Genomic DNA, 19681 nt, shown 5'->3' on the forward strand with positions numbered 1-19681 from the left:
CACGCTATCCGGCCCCGCCGTCCCGGCCGAAGCGGGACATACGGGGCCGGGCCTCGAGTGTGCGGGTCACCCGGCCGCCTTCGGCGGGCGCGCGGCCTCGCCGGCCGGGGTCTGCTCGCGCCGGGCGAGGCGGCTGTGCGTACGGCCGTAGAAGAAGTAGACGAAGAAGCCGATGACCATCCAGATGGCGAACCGGATCCAGGTCTCGGCGGGCAGGTTGAGCATCAGCCACAGCGAGGCGCACACGGACAGGGCCGGCACGACCGGGACCCACGGGGTGCGGAAGGCGCGGTGCAGGTCCGGGCGGGACCTGCGCAGGATGATGACGCTCACGGCGACGACGATGAACGCGAACAGCGTGCCGATGTTCACGAGTTCGGCGAGTTCGCTGAGGCTGGTGAAGCCCGCGACGATCGCGATGACGCCGCCGAGCAGGATGGTGGACCGGTACGGGGTGCGGAACCGCGGGTGGGTGTGCGAGAAGAAGCGGGGCAGCAGGCCGTCGCGGCTCATGGCGAAGAAGACCCGGGACTGGCCGAGCAGCAGGATCATGCACACCGTGGTCAGGCCGACGGCGGCGCCGAAGCTGATCAGGCCCGCGTACCAGGGGTGCCCGGTGGCCTTGAACGCGTCGGCGAGGGGCGCCTTCACGGACAGCGCGCTGTACTTCTGCATGCCGGTGACGACGATCGACACGGCGACGTACAGGGTGGTGCAGATGATCAGGGAGCCCAGGATGCCGCGCGGGACGTCGCGCTGCGGGTTGCGGGTCTCCTCGGCGGCGGTGGCCACGACGTCGAAGCCGATGAACGCGAAGAAGACCACGGAGGCCGCGGTGAAGATGCCCATGACGCCGAAGTGCGAGGGCGCCCAGCCGAACATGAGCTGGACGAGGGGGGCCTTGAGGTTCCCGGCCGCCTCGGCGGACTGCGCCTTCGGGACGAAGGGGTCGTAGTTGCCGCCCTTCACGAAGAAGGCACCCGCGATGATCACGACGAGGACGACGGCGACCTTGACGGCGACGACCACGGAGGTGACCCGCGCGGACAGCTTCATCCCGATGACGAGGATGGCGGTGAGCACCAGGACCAGGGCCGCGGCGAGGATGTCGAAGCCGAAGCCGGTCGCGCCGTCCCGGCCGGAGAGGGCCTGGGGCAGGTGCCATCCCGCGTTGTCGAGCAGCGAGGCTATGTACCCGGACCAGCCGACCGCGACCACGGCCGTGCCGAGCGCCAGTTCGAGGACCAGGTCCCAGCCGATGATCCAGGCGGGGAGTTCGCCGAGCGAGGCGTAGGAGAAGGTGTAGGCGGAGCCCGCCACGGGGACGGTGGAGGCGAACTCGGCGTAGCAGAGGGCGGCGAGCGCGCAGACGACACCGGCCACGACGAAGGACAGCGACACGGCGGGGCCGGCGGTGTTCCTCGCCGCCGTGCCGGTGAGGACGAAGATTCCGGTGCCGATGATGACACCGACGCCGAACACGGTCAGGTCGAGGGCGGTCAGCGACTTCCTGAGCGAGTGTTCGGGTTCCTCGGTGTCCTGGATGGACTGCTCGACGTTCTTCGTCCGGAACAGCGCGTTGCTCACGTACCTACCTCCCACGCTTGTGAGACCTCGATATGGCTCAACATGATCGAGAGGGCCTGGGAGCGTATTCCCCGGCACAGGCAGGTTCACGCAAACGGGCCGGTTCCGCCACCGGGGGAGGGGGCGGAACCGGCCGGGGTGAGGCGTTCGCCAGGGCCTCTCGTCTGGATCCGCCTGATCCAGACGAAAGACCCTAGTCGCGCGCGGGCTCCACGGAGTCCACGGCACCCGCCGTACGGTCGAACCGCCCGTCCAGCTTGGAGACGAGCCCGGTGACCTGGCGGGCGATGTCGGGCGCGGTCAGCCCGATCTCGGCCATGACCTCGGCGCGGGAGGCGTGGTCGAGGAAGCGCGGCGGGATGCCGAAGTCGCGCAGCGGCACGTCCACGCCCGCGTCCCTGAGGGCCTGGGCGACGGCGGAGCCGACACCGCCGACGCGGCTGTTGTCCTCGACGGTGACGACGACCCGGTGCCGTTCGGCCAGCGGGGCCATGGCCTCGTCGACGGGCTTGACCCAGCGGGGGTCGACCACGGTGGTGGAGATGCCCTGCTTGTTCAGCAGCTCCGCGATCTCCAGGCACATCGGGGCGAGCGCGCCGACGGAGACCAGCAGCACGTCCGGCCGGTCGGTGCCCGGCTCCCGGAGCACGTCCATGCCCCCGATCCGGCCCACGGCGGGTACGGCGGGGCCGACGGCGCCCTTGGAGAAGCGCACCACGGTCGGCGCGTCCTCGACGGCGACGGCCTCGCGCAGCTGGGCCCGCACCTGGTCGGCGTCGCGCGGCGCGGCGAGCCGCAGCCCCGGCACCACCTGGAGGATCGACATGTCCCACATGCCGTTGTGCGAGGCGCCGTCGGTGCCGGTGACGCCGGCCCGGTCGAGCACGAACGTGACACCGCACTTGTGCAGGGCCACGTCCATGAGGACCTGGTCGAAGGCGCGGTTGAGGAAGGTGGCGTACACGGCGAAGACCGGGTGGAGCCCGGCGTACGCGAGGCCGGCGGCGGAGACGGCGCCGTGCTGCTCGGCGATCCCGACGTCGTACACCCGCTCGGGGAAGCGCTTGGCGAACTTGTCGAGACCCACGGGCTGGAGCATGGCCGCCGTGATGGCGACGACGTCCTCGCGCTCCTCGCCGAGCCTGACCATCTCCTCGCCGAAGACGGAGGTCCAGTCGGCGCCGGAGGAGGCGATCGGCAGCCCGGTGTCGGGGTGGATCTTGCCGACGGCGTGGAACCGGTCGGCCTCGTCCTGGAGGGCGGGCTGGTAGCCGCGGCCCTTCTCGGTCAGGCAGTGCACGATCACCGGCCCGCCGAAGCGCTTGGCCCGGGCCAGCGCGGACTCCAGCGCCTCGATGTCGTGGCCGTCGATCGGGCCGACGTACTTCAGGCCGAGGTCCTCGAACATGCCCTGCGGGGCGATGAAGTCCTTCAGCCCCTTCTTGGCGCCGTGCAGGGTCTCGTACAGCGGTTTGCCGACGACCGGGGTGCGGTCGAGGATGTCCTTCGTCCGCGCCAGGAAGCGCTCGTAGCCGTCGGTGGTGCGCAGCGTCGCCAGGTGGTTGGCGAGCCCGCCGATGGTGGGGGCGTACGACCGCTCGTTGTCGTTGACGACGATGACCAGCGGCCGGTCCTTGGCCTCGGCGATGTTGTTGAGCGCCTCCCAGGCCATGCCGCCTGTCAGGGCCCCGTCACCGATGACGGCGACGACGTGGCTGTCGCGCCGGCGCAGCTGGTTGGCCTTGGCGATGCCGTCGGCCCACCCGAGCACGGTGGAGGCGTGGCTGTTCTCGATGACGTCGTGCTCGGACTCGGCCTGCGAGGGGTAGCCCGACAGACCGCCCTTCATCTTCAGCCTGGAGAAGTCCTGCCGGCCGGTGAGCAGCTTGTGCACGTAGGACTGGTGGCCGGTGTCCCACAGCACCTTGTCCTTCGGGGACTCGAACACCCGGTGCAGGGCGATGGTCAGCTCCACGACACCGAGGTTGGGGCCCAGGTGCCCGCCGGTCTTGGAGACCTCCTGGACGAGGAAGGTCCGGATCTCCTGCGCCAGCTGGTCCAGCTCCTCCAGGCTGAGCCGGTCCAGATCGCGCGGTCCCCTGATGCGGGTCAGCAGCGGCACCCGTGCCTCCTTGCAGTAGAGCTGATCGAGCTGTTGCCGGGCTTGGACGAGTCTAATGTTCCGTCCTCACGCCCGACGGCCGGGCGGGGGGTCCCGACTCACGCGAACGGCTGTACCCGTGCGACGGGCCCCGACACGCCCTTGCCCGGCACCGTGGGACGGTGCCGGGCAAGGGCGTGGTGCGTCGGGCGCGCTCAGGCGCGGCCGGCCGACTTCTGGGTCTTGCGGGTGATCGAGTCGATGACGACCGTGGCGAGGAGCACGCCACCGGTGATCATGTACTGGATCGGGGTGGCGATGCCCTGAAGGGCGAGGCCGTACTGGATCGAGGTGATCACGAGGACACCGAGCAGCGCGTTCCAGGTGCGGCCCCGGCCGCCGAAGAGGCTGGTGCCGCCGATGACGGCCGCGGCGATGACGTTCATCAGCAGGTCGCCGGAGCCGGCGCTCTGGTTGGCGGCAGCGATCTTGGAGGCCCAGAACAGACCGCCGACCGAGGCGAAGAAGCCCGCGATGGCGAAGACCGACACGCGCACCAGGGTGACGTTGATACCGGCGCGGCGGGACGCCTCCACGCTGCCGCCGAGCGCGAAGACCTTGCGGCCGTACGCGGTGCGGCGCAGCACGAAGTCGCTGCCGACCAGGACGACCACGAAGAGCAGCACCGCGAGCGGCAGACCCTTGTACTGGTTGAACATGACCGCGACGCCGAACGCGGCGACCGCGAGCAGCACGGTGCGCAGCACGATGTCGCTGAGCGGGCGGGACGGGATGCCCGCGAGTGCGCGGCGGCGGTTGCCGAGGAAGGCCGACAGGAAGTATCCGGCGACCGCGACGAAGGCCAGGAGGTAGGCGGCGGCCACGTCCGAGAAGTAGTACGTGGTGAGCTTGCCGACCACACCGTCGCCGTCGATGTTGATCGTGCCGTTCGAGCCCAGGATCTGGAGCATGAAGCCGTTCCAGAACAGCAGGCCGGCCAGGGTCACCGCGAACGCGGGCGCGCCGATCCGGGCGAAGAAGAAGCCGTGCAGGGCACCGATGACCGCGCCGGCCGCGAGGGCGGCGAGGACGGCGAGCCACTCGTTGACGCCGTGCGTGACGCTCATCACGGCGGTGATCGCCGAGGAGACACCGGAGACGGAGCCGACGGAGAGGTCGATCTCGCCGAGCAGCAGCACGAAGATGATGCCGACCGACATCATGCCGGTGGCCACCATGGCGACGAAGATGTTGTTGAGGTTCTCCGCCCCGAGGAAGGCGGAGTTCAGGCTCTGGAAGATCGCGCAGATGGCGATGAGGCCGATCACGACCGGCAGGGCGCCGAGGTCGCCGGCGCGCATCTTCCGCTTGAACTCGGTGACGTAGCCGGCGAAGCCCTGTTCGCGCACGAGCAGGCGGGGGTCGACGGCGGGGGCGGCGTCGGCCGCGACGGCGGGCGCGTCGACGGGCTCGGCCTGGGTCTTGTCGATGCTCACTTCTGAGCCTCCGCGGTGGTGCGCGCCGCACGACGGGTCACGGCGTTGTCCGTGGCGCCGGTGATGGCGGAGATGATCTCTTCCTGCGAGGTCGTCTTGACCTCGAACACGCCGTTGTTGCGACCGAGCCGCAGGACGGCGACCTTGTCGGCGACGGCCTTCACGTCGGCCATGTTGTGGCTGATCAGGATGACCGCGAGGCCGCGCTCGCGCAGCCGCTCGACGAGGTCGAGGACCTGGGCGGTCTGCTCGACGCCGAGGGCGGCGGTCGGCTCGTCGAGGATGACCAGCTTGGGCTCGCCGAGCATGGAGCGGGCGATGGCCACGACCTGGCGCTGACCGCCGGAGAGCGACGCGATCGGGATGCGCACGCTGGGGATGCGGATGGAGAGCGTCTGGAGCAGCTCGCGCGAGCGGCGCTCCATCTCGACCTCGTCCAGGACACCGCGGCGCTTGATCTCACGGCCGAGGAACAGGTTGCCGACGACGTCGATGTTGTCGCACAGGGCGAGGTCCTGGTAGACCGTCGCGATGCCCAGGTTCTGGGCGTCGTGCGGCCGGTTGACCGTGACGGGGCGGCCCTCCCACTCGATGACACCGTCATCGATGGGGTGCACACCCGCGATCGTCTTGACAAGGGTGGACTTGCCGGCGCCGTTGTCGCCGACGAGGGCAACCACCTCTCCGGCGTGGACCTCAAGCTCTACGTCGGTGAGCGCCTGAACGGCACCGAATCGCTTGGAGACCCCGCGCAACGCCAGCACGGGCGTAGCGGACACGTGAACCATCTCCTTCGCCGCCCGAGCCTGACCCCGGCGGGAGGTTGAACATGAAGAGTGAGGGGCGTTCCGTCCGGCGCCCCGCCGTTGTGCTGCGGGGCTGTCGGCGGCGGGGCGCCGGACGTGCCGGCACGGGGCGCGCGGACAGTGGGCGCGCGCCTCCCGTGCAGGCCGGTGGGGCCGCCGCCTGGGCGGCCCCCTGGGGTGTTACTTCAGGCCGATCTTGGCGCAGGCGGCCTTGTACTTGGCCGTGCAGATCTCGTTGGCCGTGTAGTAACCCTGCTTGATGACCGTGTCCTTGATGTTGTCCTTCGTCAGCGAGACTACCGGGACGATGACGGACGGGATGCCCTTCTCGGTGCCGCTGTCGACGGTGCTGGCACCGAGCGAGCTGTCGACCTTGCCGGTCTTGGCGATCGAGACGGCCATCTTGGCGACGGTCTCGGCCTCCTGCGGGTAGGACTTGAAGACGCTCATGTACTGCTCGTTCGCCACGATGCGCTGCACGCCCGCGAGCTCCGCGTCCTGGCCGGTGACCGGGGGAAGCGTCTTGAGGCCCGCGCCCTTGAGCGCGGTGATGATGCCGCCCGCCATGCCGTCGTTGGCGGAGTAGACGCCGACGATCTTGTCCTTGCCGAGGGCGGAGATGGCGCCCTCCATGTTGGCGTTGGCGTTCTCCGGCTTCCACTCCTTGGTGTCGTACTCCTTGCCGATGTTCACCTTGCCGTCGAGCACCTCGTGGGCGCCCTTCTTGAACTGCGCGGCGTTCGGGTCGGTCACGGAGCCGTTCATCATGACGATCTTGCCGGACTTGGCCTTGCTGCCCAGGGCCTTCAGCAGGGCCTCACCCTGCGTCTTGCCGACCTCGACGTTGTCGAACGAGGTGTAGGCGGCGATGGGGCCCTCGGCGAGGCGGTCGTAGGCGACGACCGGGATGCCCGCGTCCTTGGCCTTCTTCACGCCCTGGGCGACCGCCTTGTAGTCGACCGCGTCGAGGATCAGCACGTCGACCTTCTTGGTGATCATCGTGTCGATCTGCTGCGACTGCAGGGTCGCGTCCTGCTTGGCGTTGAGGTACTCGACCTTGCCCTTGCCGTTCGTCAGATCCTTGATCTGCTTCTCGATGATGGGCTTGTCGAACTTCTCGTAGCGGGCGGTCTGGTTCTCCGGCAGGAGCAGACCGACGGTGATGTCATCACCCTTGTGGGTGGTCGTCTTCCCGCTGTCACCGTTGCCGCCGGACTCCTTCGCGCTGCCGCAGGCGGCGAGCGAGACGGTCATTGCGGTGGCACAGAAAGCAAAGGCAGCACGACGCATGCGCTTGTTCACTCTTCAAACCTCCCTGACGAGGCCGCGTCGTTGCGGCCGAGGTGGCTGGAAGTCAACTCGGCCGCACGTGCGACGTCAAGAAGTAAATCCTTAACGAGATGGCAACGGTGCCATCCGTTCTCTAAGTGAAGGCAGGAGCCGCCACGGGCAGTGCGCCCTCCAAAAGGGTCGAATCGCCCATCTCGCTGAGAGCGAGGGCGAGCGCTCCGAGCACCTCCGCACGGCCGCCAAGTGCCCCGGGGAGAACGGACAGTTGGCGCGCCGCGCTGGGAATGGCGTAGCGGCCGACGGACTCCCTGATCGGCCCGAGCACCAGCTCACCGGCCTCGGCGAGATCACCGCCGAGGACCACCCGGCTCGGGTTCAGCAGGTTGCAGAGATTGGCCACCCCGCTTCCGATGTGGCGGCCGACGTCGGCGATCACCCGACGGCAGCCCGGGTCACCGTCCCTGGCCAGCCGTACGACGCCTTCCATCGTCAGGCTGGAGCCGTGACTGGGCTGGAGCAGCGGGAGCACATAGCGGGCCGCCGCGAACGTCTCCAGGCAGCCGCGGTTCCCGCAGCGGCAGACCGGGCCGGATTCATCGAGTGTAATATGCCCGATTTCTCCTGCCGTGCCGCCCGGTCCGCGATAGATCTTCCCGTCGATCACCAGACCGGCGCCGACACCGCTCGCGACCTTGATGTAGGCCAGGTCCCGGACGCCCTTGCCACTGCCCCAGACCAGTTCGCCCAGGGCACCGAGGTTGGCGTCGTTGTCCACGTGCACCGGCACGCCGAGCCGTTCGCGCAGCTCCTCGGCGGGCTTGGTGCCGCCCCAGCCGGGCAGGATCGCGGTCGAGCCGAGCGTGCCCGACTCGACGTCGATCGGACCCGGCACGCCGAGCCCCACGCCGGCCACCTTGGCCCGGTCCACGCCCGTCGCCGCGATCAGCCGGTTGACCAGTTGTTCCGCCCGGTCGAACCCCTGGTCGGCGGAGGCGTCGACGTCCAGCGGCTCGGCCTCCTCGGCCAGCACCTGATGGGCGAGGTTCCCGACCGCGACCCGGAGGTGGGTGTGCCCGAAGTCGACCCCGATCACGATGCCGGCGTCCCCGCTCAGGCTGACGCTGCGGGCCCGCCGCCCGCCTGCCGACGTGGGCGTGACCTCGACGGTTCCGCCGTCCTTCAGCTCCCGCACGATGTTCGAGACGGTCGCGGCGGACAGCCCGGTCGTCCGCGCGATCTCCGCCTGCGTCAGGGACCCGGCCAGGCGTACGGCACGGACCACCCGCTCCAGGTTGGCCCGGTGCAGTGACGACTGCGACCCTGGAGTCTCCACGACGACCTCCTGAGCGCGGGGCCGCTTCGGCGAGGCCCCGTGTATGTCCAACTAGTGAACTCTAAGCTGAGCCGTTCTGGGTGACTCCCGTCAAGAGGTTGAACCGTTTCCGGGTACACGGACACGCCGACGCACACCTGCCCGGGCGACGGGACGGTGTGCGTCTCACGGCGGTCGCGGGCCCCTCCCCGCCGGGTCGGAGCCCCTATTTGAGCGCCCCCGCGGTCAGCCCCTGCACCACCTGGCGCTGGAAGACGATGTACGCCGCGAGTACCGGCAGCATCGCCATGACCAGGCCCGCGAAGAGCCCCGACCAGTCGCCCTTGTAGCCCTGGCTGGCCGCCAGCTGCACCAGTCCCTGGGTGAGGACCTTCTTGTCGGGGTCCGTGTTGAGCACCGTGGGCAGCATGTACTGGTTCCACTGACCCAGGAAGTTGAAGATGCCGACGCTGATCAGACCTGGCTTCGCCATGGGCAGCATGATCTGGAAGAACGTACGCGAGTGCGACGCCCCGTCGACGAAGGCCGCCTCCGCCACCGAGGTGGGCAGGGTGCGGAAGAACGCCGTGAGGAAGAAGACCGTGAACGGCAGCGAATAGGCGATGTAGACCAGGATGAGGCCGTGGATCGTGTTCAGCAGTCCCATGTTGTTGACCACGTAGAACAGCGGGACCAGCGCGAGCATGATCGGGAAGCTCATGCCGCCGACGAACAGGTAGTAGATGAAGCGGTTGCCCGGGAAGTCGAAGCGGGCCAGCACGTACGCCGCCATGGAGCCGAGCACGAGGGTGCCGATCAGCGAGCCGCCGACCACCAGGACGGTGTTCAGGAAGTAGTCGCTCATGTTGGCGTCGGTCCACGCCCGCGCCCAGTTGCCGAAGTGCAGCCTGTCGGGCAGGGACCAGGGTGAGCCGAAGATGGAGCTGTCGTCCTTGAAGGACGTCATCACGGCCCACACCAGCGGCAGGACCACCATGATCGCCCAGATGACCAGGATGCCGTGGGAGAAGACGTTGAGGACGTTGCCCTCCCTCTTCCGCCCGGAGGGCGACGCGGCCGGCGGCACGTCCACCTTGGACACGCCGGCGCCGGACTCCGCCGGCAGCGGCGCGGGGGTCTCGGTCGTCTTCATCGCTTCAGTACTCCAGCCGCTCGCGACGGCCCAGCCTCATCACGACCGCCGCGAACGCGAGCGTGACGACGAGCAGGGCGACGCCGATGGTGGTGGCGTAGGCGGCCTGGCCGTCCCGGAACGCCTTCTGGTACACGTACAGGACCATCACGGTGGTCGAGTAGTCCGGGCCGCCCGGTCCGGTCGTCATGATCTGTACGACCGCGAACGACTCGGCGCCGAGCGCGAGGATGCCCATGTACACCCAGCCGGACTGCACGGTGTCCCACAGCAGCGGCAGGGTGACGCGGAAGAACGTGGTGAAGCGGCTGGCGCCGTCCAGCAGCGCGGCCTCGTACAGCTCGGCTGGGATCGAGGCCATGCCCGCGGAGAACAGCACCACGAAGAACCCGACCGTGGACCACACCAGCACCGCCATCACGCACCACAGGGCGAGGCTCGGGTCGCCCAGCCACAGCGGCTGCACGCCGTCGAGGCCGATACCGCGCAGGAGCGAGTTGATCGCGCCGCTGTCCGGGTTGTAGGCGAACGCGAACAGCAGCGCGACGATCGCGATCGACAGCACCTGCGGGAAGAAATAGACGATCTTGTAGAAGGACGAGCCCCGGACCCCGGAGATCACGGGGCCGCCCCTTCTGCGCCGTCCGCCCACGTTGATCATGAAGGAGAGGAAGAGCGCCAGACCGATCGTCACCACCGGCAGCACCAGAGCGAACAGCAGACTGTGCTGTAGCGACTTCCAGAAGATGTCGTCGTCGAACATCCTCTTGTAGTTGTCGAAGCCGACCATTCGGAATTCGGGGCTGAGGCCCGTCCAGTCCGTGAACGAGTAGTAGATGGACTGGATGAACGGCCACACCACGAAGAGCGCGTACAGTCCGAGGGGCAGTGCCAGAAACCCCACGATGAACCGGTACTTGCCGTGCTGCATCGCCACTCCGGTGCTGTCAGGGTGCTGGATTACTGGTGCTTGTAGTGCTTGATCGAGGTGTCCTTGGCCGCCTCGTCGGCGAAGCCCTGGATCTTCTTGATGGCCTCGGCCGGGGTGAGTCGTCCGGCCATCATCTCGCCGAGACCGGACACGCCGATCTTCTCCTTCTGCAACTGCACGTACCAGTCCTGCAGCCGCGGGTTCACCACGTTGGACCCCGCCTTGTCCAGCGCCGCCACGCCCGACTCCAGACCCGGCGTGAGGCTGATGCCGCTGGTGCCCCCGTTGTACGCGGTCAGCGACTTCACCTTGGCGGTGAAGTTCTTCGAGGACGCCTCGGAGAGCATGATGCGCAGCTGCTCCATGCCGCCCTCGGCGTTCTTCGCCTTGGCCGGCACGATGAAGGGCTCACCGCCGGAAGCCCAGATGGTGCCGAACGGCAGCTTGTCGGAGGAGTCGATGCCGGTGGGCGCGGACACCGCGAGGTCGAAGTCGGCCGGGATGACGTTGGCCGACTCGTTCTCCACCCAGGAGCCGTTCGGGATGAACAGCGCCTCGCCCTTGGCCCAGGCGGTCTGGGACTGGATGTGGTCCAGGCCCGGGGTGCCCTTGAGCACGTAGCCCTTCTTGTACAGCTCGTAGTAGGCCTCGAAGCAGGCCTTGACCGCGGGGTGCTTCCAGGCGTTCGGCTCCAGGTTGTCGATGGCGTCGAGGACCTCGCGGCCGCCCACCTTGGCGATCATCGGGTAGAGCGAGAAGGGGATGTAGTACGGGTACTTGCCCGCGTACGTCCAGCCCGCCATGCCCTTCTTCTTGGCCTTCTCGCAGACCGCCAGCATCTGGTCCCACGTCTGCGGGTACTCCGCGTCCAGCGAGTCGAGGGCCTTCTGCGAGTACCAGACGCCGTAGACCGTGTAGGCGTAGTACAGGATCCAGACCGGCTTGCCGTCGAACTGGCCCATCTCCACGATGCCGGGGCGCAGCGTGTCGCGGACCTTCTTGGCCGGGTCGTCGTACGACGGCGCGTCCAGCAGCGGGGTGAGGTCCGCGAGCTGGTTCTTGCCGACGAGCACCCCCATGTCCATCTGCTCGGCGCCGGAGTTGTCGATGAGGTCCGGCGGGTTGCCCTGGTTGAAGCGGGGCTGCAGGGTCGACTGGATCTTCTGGGTGGCGGCGAACTTCACCTTGGCCTTGGGGAAGTCCTTCTCGTAGACCTTCACCGCGTCCTCGGCGTATTCCTTGCCGAAGCCGCCGTCGAAGAGGACGAACTCCATGCCCGCGGTGTCGTTGACGCCGAGGGGGTTCTTCGCGGTCTTCTTGCCCGCCTTCGCCTTGTCCTGTCCGTCACCGCCCCCGCTGGCACAGGCGGACAAAAGGCCCATTCCCGGGGCCGCGACCAGACCGAGTGCCGCGGACCGCTTGATCAGGTCACGACGGCCTACACCTTCGACGCCGTGGTGCGCAGTGGATCCCATGCTCAAGTCCTCGCCTTCTCCAGGACTCAGGCGGTGAACCGGATCCTCCCCGGCACCGCTGTCGGGTAGTGCTGGGTCGTGCTGGAAACGCCGACAGGTATAGTCCACTTCCCGCCAACTGAGCAAGATCGAATGCAGGGTTCGCGTTGGGTCTTTTCCGAGTTGAGACCTCGCGGAAATATGAAGGCCCGCGGAACGGCCCGCCGGAAAAAGTCGCGACATAACTCCCTGAATGCCACAGCCAACACCCTTGACATCCCGGGCCACTTGACCACCTACTGGTTCCTGCGCCCTGTAGTTGACAACGTTGTCCGGAGGGGGCGCAGGAGGGGAAATCGGTAGATGCAGCGGAGAACGCGGCACAGATGGGGCCCGGCGGTCGTCCTCACGGCCGCCTTTGTCATGGCCGTCGGCGCGCAGGGCGCGGCGGTCGCCCTGCCCGCCAGGGCTCAGGCGCCCGACCGGGAGTTCGCATCCTCGTTCGAGGCGGGCGACCCGGCGCCGGACTGGCTGAACACCGTCGACACCGCACGGGACGGGACCAAGCGCGCCTCGGGCGTCGACGGCGGGTACAGCACGGGCATCCCGGGCAATGTCACCGACCATGTCACCGAGGTCCGGGCCAGCGGCGAGAACACGGGCGCCGGCGAGGTCAAGGAGAACCTCGTCGACGGCGAGCCCGGCACCAAGTGGCTGACCTTCGAACCCACCGGCTGGGTGGAGTTCGACCTGGACAAGCCGGTGAAGATAACGACGTACGCGCTCACCTCGGCCAATGACTTCGACGAGCGCGACCCCGCGGACTGGACCCTGAAGGGCTCCGCCGACGGCAAGGACTGGAAGACGGTCGACACCCGCTCGGGCGAGAACTTCGCCGAGCGCTTCCAGACGAAGTCGTACGACCTCGCCGAGCCGGCCGAGTACCAGCACTTCCGGCTGGAGGTGACGAAGAACGCCGGCGCCGCGGACATCCTCCAGCTCGCCGATGTGCAGTTCTCCACCGGCAGCGGCGGCGGCAGCCCGGTGCCGCAGGACATGCTGACCCTCGTCGACAAGGGCCCGAGCGGCTCCCCGACCGCCAAGGCGCGGGCCGGGTTCACCGGGAAGCGTGCCCTGCGCTACGCCGGCCGGCACACGGCGGCCGGCCGGGCCTACTCGTACAACAAGATCTTCGACGTGAACGTGAAGGTGGGCGGCGACACCCGGCTGTCGTACCGCGTCTTCCCGTCGATGGCCGACGGCGACCGCGACTACGACGCCACCAACGTCTCCGTCGACCTGGCCTTCACCGACGGCACCTATCTGAGCGGCCTGGGCGCGCTGGACCAGCACGGGTTCCCGCTCACCCCGCGCGGGCAGGGCGCGTCGAAGGCCCTGTACGTCAACCAGTGGAACAACGTGTCCGCGCGGATCGGCTCGGTCGCGGCCGGCAAGACCGTCGACCGCATCCTGGTGGCGTACGACTCCCCCGACGGCCCGGCGAAGTTCCGCGGCTGGCTGGACGACGTGACCTTGAAGCCGGTCGCGCCCGAGAAGCCGAAGGCGCACCTGTCGGACTACGCGCTGACCACCCGCGGCACCAACTCCAGCGGCAGCTTCTCGCGCGGCAACAACTTCCCGGCGACGGCCCTGCCGCACGGCTTCAACTTCTGGACCCCGGTGACCAACGCGTCCTCGCTGAGCTGGCTGTACGAGTACGCGCGGGCGAACAACGCGGACAACCTGCCGACGATCCAGGCGTTCAGCGCGAGCCATGAGCCGAGCCCCTGGATGGGCGACCGGCAGACCTTCCAGCTGATGCCCTCGGCCGCGTCCGGCACCCCGGACACCGGCCGCGAGGCGCGGGAACTGCCCTTCCGGCACGAGAACGAGACGGCTCGGCCGTACTACTACGGCGTCCGGTTCGAGAACGGCCTCAAGGCCGAGATGGCCCCGACCGACCACGCGGCCGCCCTCCGCTTCACCTACCCCGGTGACGACGCGAGCGTGCTGTTCGACAACGTCACCGAGCAGGCCGGACTCACGCTCGACAAGGAGCACGGGACCGTCACGGGCTACTCCGACGTGAAGTCGGGCCTGTCGACGGGCGCGACCCGGCTGTTCGTGTACGGCGAGTTCGACAAGCCGGTCACCGACGGCGGCTCCAGCGGGGTGAAGGGCTTCCTGCGCTTCGACGCGGGCGCCGACCGCACCGTCACCCTGCGCCTGGCGACCTCGCTCATCAGCGTGGACCAGGCGAAGGACAACCTGCGCCAGGAGATCCCGGACGGCACCTCCTTCGACACGGTCAAGGACCACGCCCAGCGGGTCTGGGACAAGCTGCTCGGCAAGGTCGAGGTGGAGGGCGCGACCCCGGACCAGCTGACCACGCTGTACTCCGGCATGTACCGGCTGTACCTGTACCCCAACTCGGGCTTCGAGCGGGTCGACGGCAAGGACCGGTACGCCTCGCCGTTCTCCGCGATGCCGGGCCCGGACACCCCGACGCACACCGGCGCGAAGATCGTCGACGGCAAGGTGTACGTCAACAACGGCTTCTGGGACACCTACCGGACCACCTGGCCGGCGTACTCGTTCCTCACGCCGTCCCAGGCGGGCGAGATGGTCGACGGGTTCGTGCAGCAGTACAAGGACGGCGGCTGGACCTCCCGCTGGTCCTCCCCCGGCTACGCCGACCTGATGACCGGCACCTCCTCGGACGTGGCCTTCGCCGACGCCTACGTCAAGGGCGTGAAGTTCGACGCGAAGGCGGCGTACGACGCGGCCGTGAAGAACGCGACCGTCGTCCCGCCGATGTCGGGCGTGGGCCGCAAGGGCATGTCCACCTCGCCCTTCCTCGGCTACACCTCGACCGACACCCACGAGGGCCTGTCGTGGGCGATGGAGGGCTACGTCAACGACTACGGCATCGCGAAGATGGGCGAGGCGCTCTACAAGGAGACCGGCGAGAAGCGCTACCAGGAGGAGTCGGAGTACTTCCTCAACCGGGCCCGCGACTACGTGAACCTGTTCGACGCCAAGGCCGGCTTCTTCCAGGGCCGCGACGACAAGGGCGACTGGCGCGTGGACTCCGCGAAGTACGACCCGCGCGTGTGGGGCTACGACTACACGGAGACCAACGGCTGGGGCTACGCCTTCACCGCCCCGCAGGACAGCCGCGGCCTGGCCAACCTGTACGGCGGCCGGCAGGGCCTGGCCGACAAGCTGGACGAGTACTTCGCCACCCCGGAGACGGCCTCCCCCGACCTCGTCGGGTCCTACGGCGGTGTCATCCACGAGATGACCGAGGCGCGGGACGTCCGGATGGGCATGTACGGCCACTCCAACCAGGTCGCGCACCACGTCATCTACATGTACGACGCGGCCGGTCAGCCGTGGAAGGCGCAGGCGAACGTCCGCGAGGCGCTGTCCCGGCTGTACACCGGCAGTGAGATCGGGCAGGGCTACCACGGCGACGAGGACAACGGCGAGCAGTCGGCCTGGTACCTCTTCTCCGCGCTCGGCTTCTACCCGCTGGTGATGGGCAGCGGCGAGTACTCCATCGGCTCCCCGCTGTTCAAGAAGGTCACCGTGCACCTGGAGAACGGCCGGGACCTGGTGGTACGGGCGCCGGGCAACAGCCCGAAGAACGTCTACGTCCAGGGCGTCATGTTCAACGGCCGCCCCTGGAAGTCGACGTCGCTCCCGCACTCGCTGCTGTCCAAGGGCGGGGTGCTGGACTTCTTCATGGGCTCCAAGCCGTCGGCGTGGGGCACCGGGAAGGACGCGGCGCCGGTCTCGGTCACGCGGGACGACAAGGTGCCGACGCCCCGCGCGGACGTGCTGAAGGGTGACGGCCCGCTCTTCGACGACACCTCGGCGACGAGCGCGACGCTCACCTCGGCGGACCTCCCGGCCAAGGCCGGTGCACGACCGGTCCAGTACACGCTGACCTCGGGAGCCGACCGCACGAAGGCGCCGACCGGCTGGACCCTGGAAGGCTCCACCGACGGCACGACCTGGCGGACCCTGGACCACCGCTCCGGGGAATCGTTCACCTGGGACCGCCAGACCCGCGCCTTCACCATCGCCGCACCGGGCACCTACACGAAGTACCGCCTGGTCCTGGACGGCGAGTCGACCCTGGCGGAGGTGGAACTGCTGGGCTGAGCGGGGACACCGGAAAAAAGGGGGGGCGGGCCCGGATGGGCCCGCCCCCGTGCCGTGTCCGCGCTCGGACCGTGCGCTCAGCCCGTGGCGAGGGTGAAGACGTGCAGATCCGTGTTGGCCGGGAGCGTGACGCTCTTGATCTGCTTGCCGGCCGGGGCCTGGTACGGCTTGGTGGCGAAGACGTACGTCGCCACCGGGTCCTTGTCCGCGCCGGCGACGTTGCGGTACGCGGTCTTCGCGACGACCTCGTTGCCGTACTGGACGGAGCCGCCACCGCCGCCCACGGTCCAGTCGGTGAAGGACAGGTCGACGGTGCCGGTGGTGCCGTCGGTGTAGGTGACGGACGCCTTGGTCTGCTGGTTGCCGTTGACGGCGCTGCCGATGAAGGACAGGGCGCCCGCCGGGCTGTCCAGCAGGATGGTCTGGCCGGACGCCGAGGCGTTGTCGGGGCGGCCGGCGGGTGAGGCGGGCCAGGTGAACGCGAGACCGCCGACCGTGGCCTGCTTGCCCGGGGTGAGGCCCGCCGCGGCGAGCGCCTGCCGGGAGTAGCTCCAGCCGCCGCCGTCGTAGTCGGCCTCGTCGTGGTCGCCGTCGTCGTCGGAGACGCCGGTGCTGTTGTAGGCGGCGAGCAGGGTGCCCGGGGCCGCCACGGTGAGCGCCACCGGCTGCTCGTAGGAGGAGTCGCCCGAGGTCACCGTGACCCGGACGTCGGCGAAGCCCTGCCCGGCGTCCCGGGCCGCCGTGAGCGTGATCTCCTGGGCGCCGTCGGTGACCTTGCCCTCGGCGGGCGTGGCCGTCACCCCGGCCGGGGTCCGCACCTGGAAGCGGACCTCGGGACCGGTGCCGCCGGTCAGCGACAGCGCACGGATGCCGATCTTCGTGCTGTCACCGGGAGCGAGCGTGGCCGTGGTGGGCCCGACGCCGATCTGGTACGGCTGCTCGCCCTGCCGGAAGGACGGCGGCGGGCTGCCGGCGCCCCAGTCGCGGTCCGGGGTGGTGGACAGCGTGTAGTCGAGCCGGCCGCCGTCGCGGACGAAGGACGCGGGCAGCCACGGCCGGTCGCTGCTGCGGCCGTTCACCTTCAGGGACCGGATGTACGGCGCGTCGGCCGCCGCTCCCGTGGCGCGGACGGAGATGTCGTTGCCGTGCGGCCGGTCGATCTCGATCCGCTCGAACAGCGGCGAGGCGAGGACCAGTTCGGCGCGGGACGGCACCTGCGGGTACATGCCGAGGGCCGAGAAGACGTACCAGGCGGACATCGCGCCGAGGTCGTCGTTGCCCGGGATGCCGCCGGGCTCGGTGGACCACAGCTGCCGCATCGCCGCGCGGACGGTCTGCTGCGCCTTGTAGGGGGCGCCGGCGTAGTCGTACAGGTAGGGGACGTTGATCGACGGCTCGTTGTCCAGTTCGGACTTGGTGCCGCCGTTGCCGGTGAAGGCCCAGCCGCCGTCGGCGTCGTGGAAGAAGTCGTCCAGCCGGGCGAGCGCGGCCTCCCGGCCGCCCAGCGCGGCGAAGAGGCCCGCCGGGTCGTGCGGGACCATCCAGGTGTACTGGGCGGCCGTTCCCTCGACGAAGCCGTTGCCGGTGTCCGGGGTGAAGCCGGTGACCCAGCTGCCGTCGGCCTTGCGGTTGGCGATGTATCCGCCGTCCGGCGCGGCGGCGACGTTGAAGTTGTTCTGCCACCACTGGGCGCGGCGGGCGAAGGTGTCCGCCGTGTCCTTCTCCCCCGCCACGCGGGCGAGTTGGGAGATCGCGAAGTCCGCGGTGGACATCTCCAGGGTCTCGGCGGCCCCGCCCCAGGCGTTGGACACGCTCGGCATGTAGTGCAGCTTCAGGTACTTGTCGAGGGAGGGGCGCTGGCCCGCCGACAGCACGGGCTTGCCGGCCGGGGACAGGTCCTGCGGGGTCGGGACGGTGGCCGCCCGCACGAGGGACTTCAGGGCTCCGTCGAGGTCGAAGTCGGTGCCGCCGAAGGCGCGGATGCCGGCGAGCGCGGTCGGCGAGGGGTCGCCGTTCATGACATGGGTGCCGCTCGCGCCGTGCAGCCAGCGGTCCCAGACGCCGCCGTTCTGCCGGGCCAGCTCGTACAGGGACTGCGCGATGTCCGAACCCGTCCGCGGGTCGAGCAGTGTCAGCAGCTGGACCTGGTCGCGGTAGACGTCCCAGCCGGAGAAGGTGCCGTACTGGGCGTGCCGGCGGCGGTCGACCGTGTGCACGCGGCCGTCGGCGCCCCGGTACCTGCCGTCGGCGTCGCTGATGACGTTGGGGTGCAGCAGCGCGTGGTAGAGGGCGGTGTAGAAGGTGGTGCGGTCGGCGTCCGTGCCGCCGCCGACCCGGATGGCTCCGAGCCGCTCCCGCCAGGCCCGCCGGGCCGCCTCGCGGACCGCGTCGAAGGACCGGCGGGGCGGGTTCTCGGCGGCGAGGTTGGCGGCGGCGGCCTCCCGGCTGACGTAGGAGATGCCGACCTTGACGTTGACCGGGCCGTCGCCGGGCGCGAACTCGACGTAGCCGCCCGCGCCCTTCCCCGCGACCGGCCGCCCCCCGTGCGAGAAGCCGCCGGTGCCGCCGGACGCCTCGCGGGACCCGGGGTCGAGCCGGTCGTCGTGCCAGGTGCCGGTGGCCTGGAAGGCGCGGTCGAAGCGGGCCGTGAAGTAGAGGGTGTAGTAGGAGCGTTGGCCCTCGGGGTCGAGGTAGCCGCAGAAGTTGCCGGAGGTGACCGAGCCGGAGATGGTCCGCGTGTCCGGGTCGATCGTGACCGTCGAGTCCTCCGAGCCGACCTCGGAGTTGGCGGTGCGCACGAGCAGGGAGGCGGGCTTGCCCGCCGGATAGGTGAAGCGGGCCGAGCCGGTGCGTGCGGTGGCGGTGAGGTCGGCGGTGACGCCGGAGGCCAGACCGACCTCGTAGTGGCCGGGCTCGGCGGTCTCGTCGGTGTGGCGGAAGTCGGAGGCGTAGACGGCGTCCTTGGTGTCGCTCGCCGGGGAGGAGGTGACCTCGCCGGCGTACGGGAAGAACGGGATGTCCCCGCTGCCGCCGGCGCAGCCGGTGCCGGACATGTGGGTGAGGCTGAAGCCGCGGATGCGGGTGGCGTCGTACTGGTAGCCGCCCGGCGCGGCGGTTCTCGTGGCGTCGCCGCGCGTGTTCTCCGGGCTCCAGGAGAGCATGCCGAACGGCACGACGGCGCCGGGGAAGACGTCGCCGCCGTTCCTGGTGCCGATCAGCGGATCGACGTACGGGGTCGGGTCCTTGACGAGGCCGGGGGGCGCGGTGGTCGCCGCCAGGGCGGGAGTCGCCGTGCCGGCGGTCGCGAGGAGCGCGGACAGCAGCAGGGAAACGGGTCTGAAACGCATGACGCGGCCCTTCCTCCTAACGGACGGGTCGCGC

The 19681-nt window shown here is 69.5% G+C and carries 11 protein-coding genes; 1 reads left to right on the top strand and 10 read right to left on the bottom strand.

The annotated features are described in order from the left end of the window. Nucleotides 1-66 precede the first annotated feature (66 nt). The 9 genes from AB0946_RS20015 to ngcE form a co-directional block, all read right to left on the bottom strand. A complete protein-coding gene (locus AB0946_RS20015) occupies nt 67-1587 on the bottom strand; it encodes an amino acid permease (protein ID WP_366761950.1) in 1521 nt (506 codons plus the stop codon). A gap of 193 nt (nt 1588-1780) precedes the next feature. Next, nucleotides 1781-3709, bottom strand: coding sequence for a 1-deoxy-D-xylulose-5-phosphate synthase (dxs, locus tag AB0946_RS20020; RefSeq protein ID WP_366761951.1), 1929 nt, complete (start codon nt 3707-3709; stop codon nt 1781-1783). A gap of 194 nt (nt 3710-3903) precedes the next feature. Then, on the bottom strand, nt 3904-5184 hold the full coding sequence (locus tag AB0946_RS20025; RefSeq protein WP_366761953.1) for a sugar ABC transporter permease: 1281 nt from the start codon (nt 5182-5184) through the stop codon (nt 3904-3906). Next, complete coding sequence (locus tag AB0946_RS20030) at nt 5181-5972, bottom strand: ATP-binding cassette domain-containing protein (RefSeq protein ID WP_171151880.1); 792 nt, start codon at nt 5970-5972, stop codon at nt 5181-5183. Before AB0946_RS20030 ends, AB0946_RS20025 begins: the two co-directional genes overlap by 4 nt. A 198-nt stretch (nt 5973-6170) precedes the next feature. Continuing rightward, complete coding sequence (locus tag AB0946_RS20035) at nt 6171-7244, bottom strand: sugar ABC transporter substrate-binding protein (protein ID WP_366761954.1); 1074 nt, start codon at nt 7242-7244, stop codon at nt 6171-6173. Between the two features lie 169 nt (nt 7245-7413). Next, the gene (locus AB0946_RS20040; RefSeq protein WP_132783216.1) at nt 7414-8613 is read right to left on the bottom strand and encodes an ROK family transcriptional regulator; all 1200 of its coding nucleotides are present in this window, start codon (nt 8611-8613) and stop codon (nt 7414-7416) included. A 205-nt stretch (nt 8614-8818) separates the two neighbouring features. Beyond that, nucleotides 8819-9745, bottom strand: a complete 927-nt coding sequence (locus AB0946_RS20045; protein WP_366761956.1) for a carbohydrate ABC transporter permease — start codon at nt 9743-9745, stop codon at nt 8819-8821. A gap of 4 nt (nt 9746-9749) precedes the next feature. Continuing rightward, complete coding sequence (locus AB0946_RS20050; protein WP_366761957.1) at nt 9750-10676, bottom strand: sugar ABC transporter permease; 927 nt, start codon at nt 10674-10676, stop codon at nt 9750-9752. A gap of 29 nt (nt 10677-10705) precedes the next feature. Next, entirely contained in the window at nt 10706-12151 is a 1446-nt protein-coding gene (gene ngcE / locus AB0946_RS20055; RefSeq protein WP_366761958.1) for an N-acetylglucosamine/diacetylchitobiose ABC transporter substrate-binding protein, read from the bottom strand. Nucleotides 12152-12493: 342 nt separating this feature from the next. Between ngcE and AB0946_RS20060 the strand changes: the two genes are divergently transcribed. Continuing rightward, nucleotides 12494-16300: a GH92 family glycosyl hydrolase gene (locus AB0946_RS20060; protein WP_366761959.1), complete on the top strand. Its 3807-nt coding sequence runs from the start codon at nt 12494-12496 to the stop codon at nt 16298-16300. A 77-nt stretch (nt 16301-16377) separates the two neighbouring features. Here AB0946_RS20060 and AB0946_RS20065 read toward each other — a convergent pair whose 3' ends face one another. Next, complete coding sequence (locus AB0946_RS20065) at nt 16378-19647, bottom strand: GH92 family glycosyl hydrolase (RefSeq protein WP_366761960.1); 3270 nt, start codon at nt 19645-19647, stop codon at nt 16378-16380. Between the last annotated feature and the right edge of the window lie 34 nt (nt 19648-19681).

This window comes from Streptomyces sp. NPDC046870 (assembly GCF_040704595.1).
GTDB classification, from domain to species: Bacteria; Actinomycetota; Actinomycetes; order Streptomycetales; family Streptomycetaceae; genus Streptomyces; species Streptomyces argyrophylli.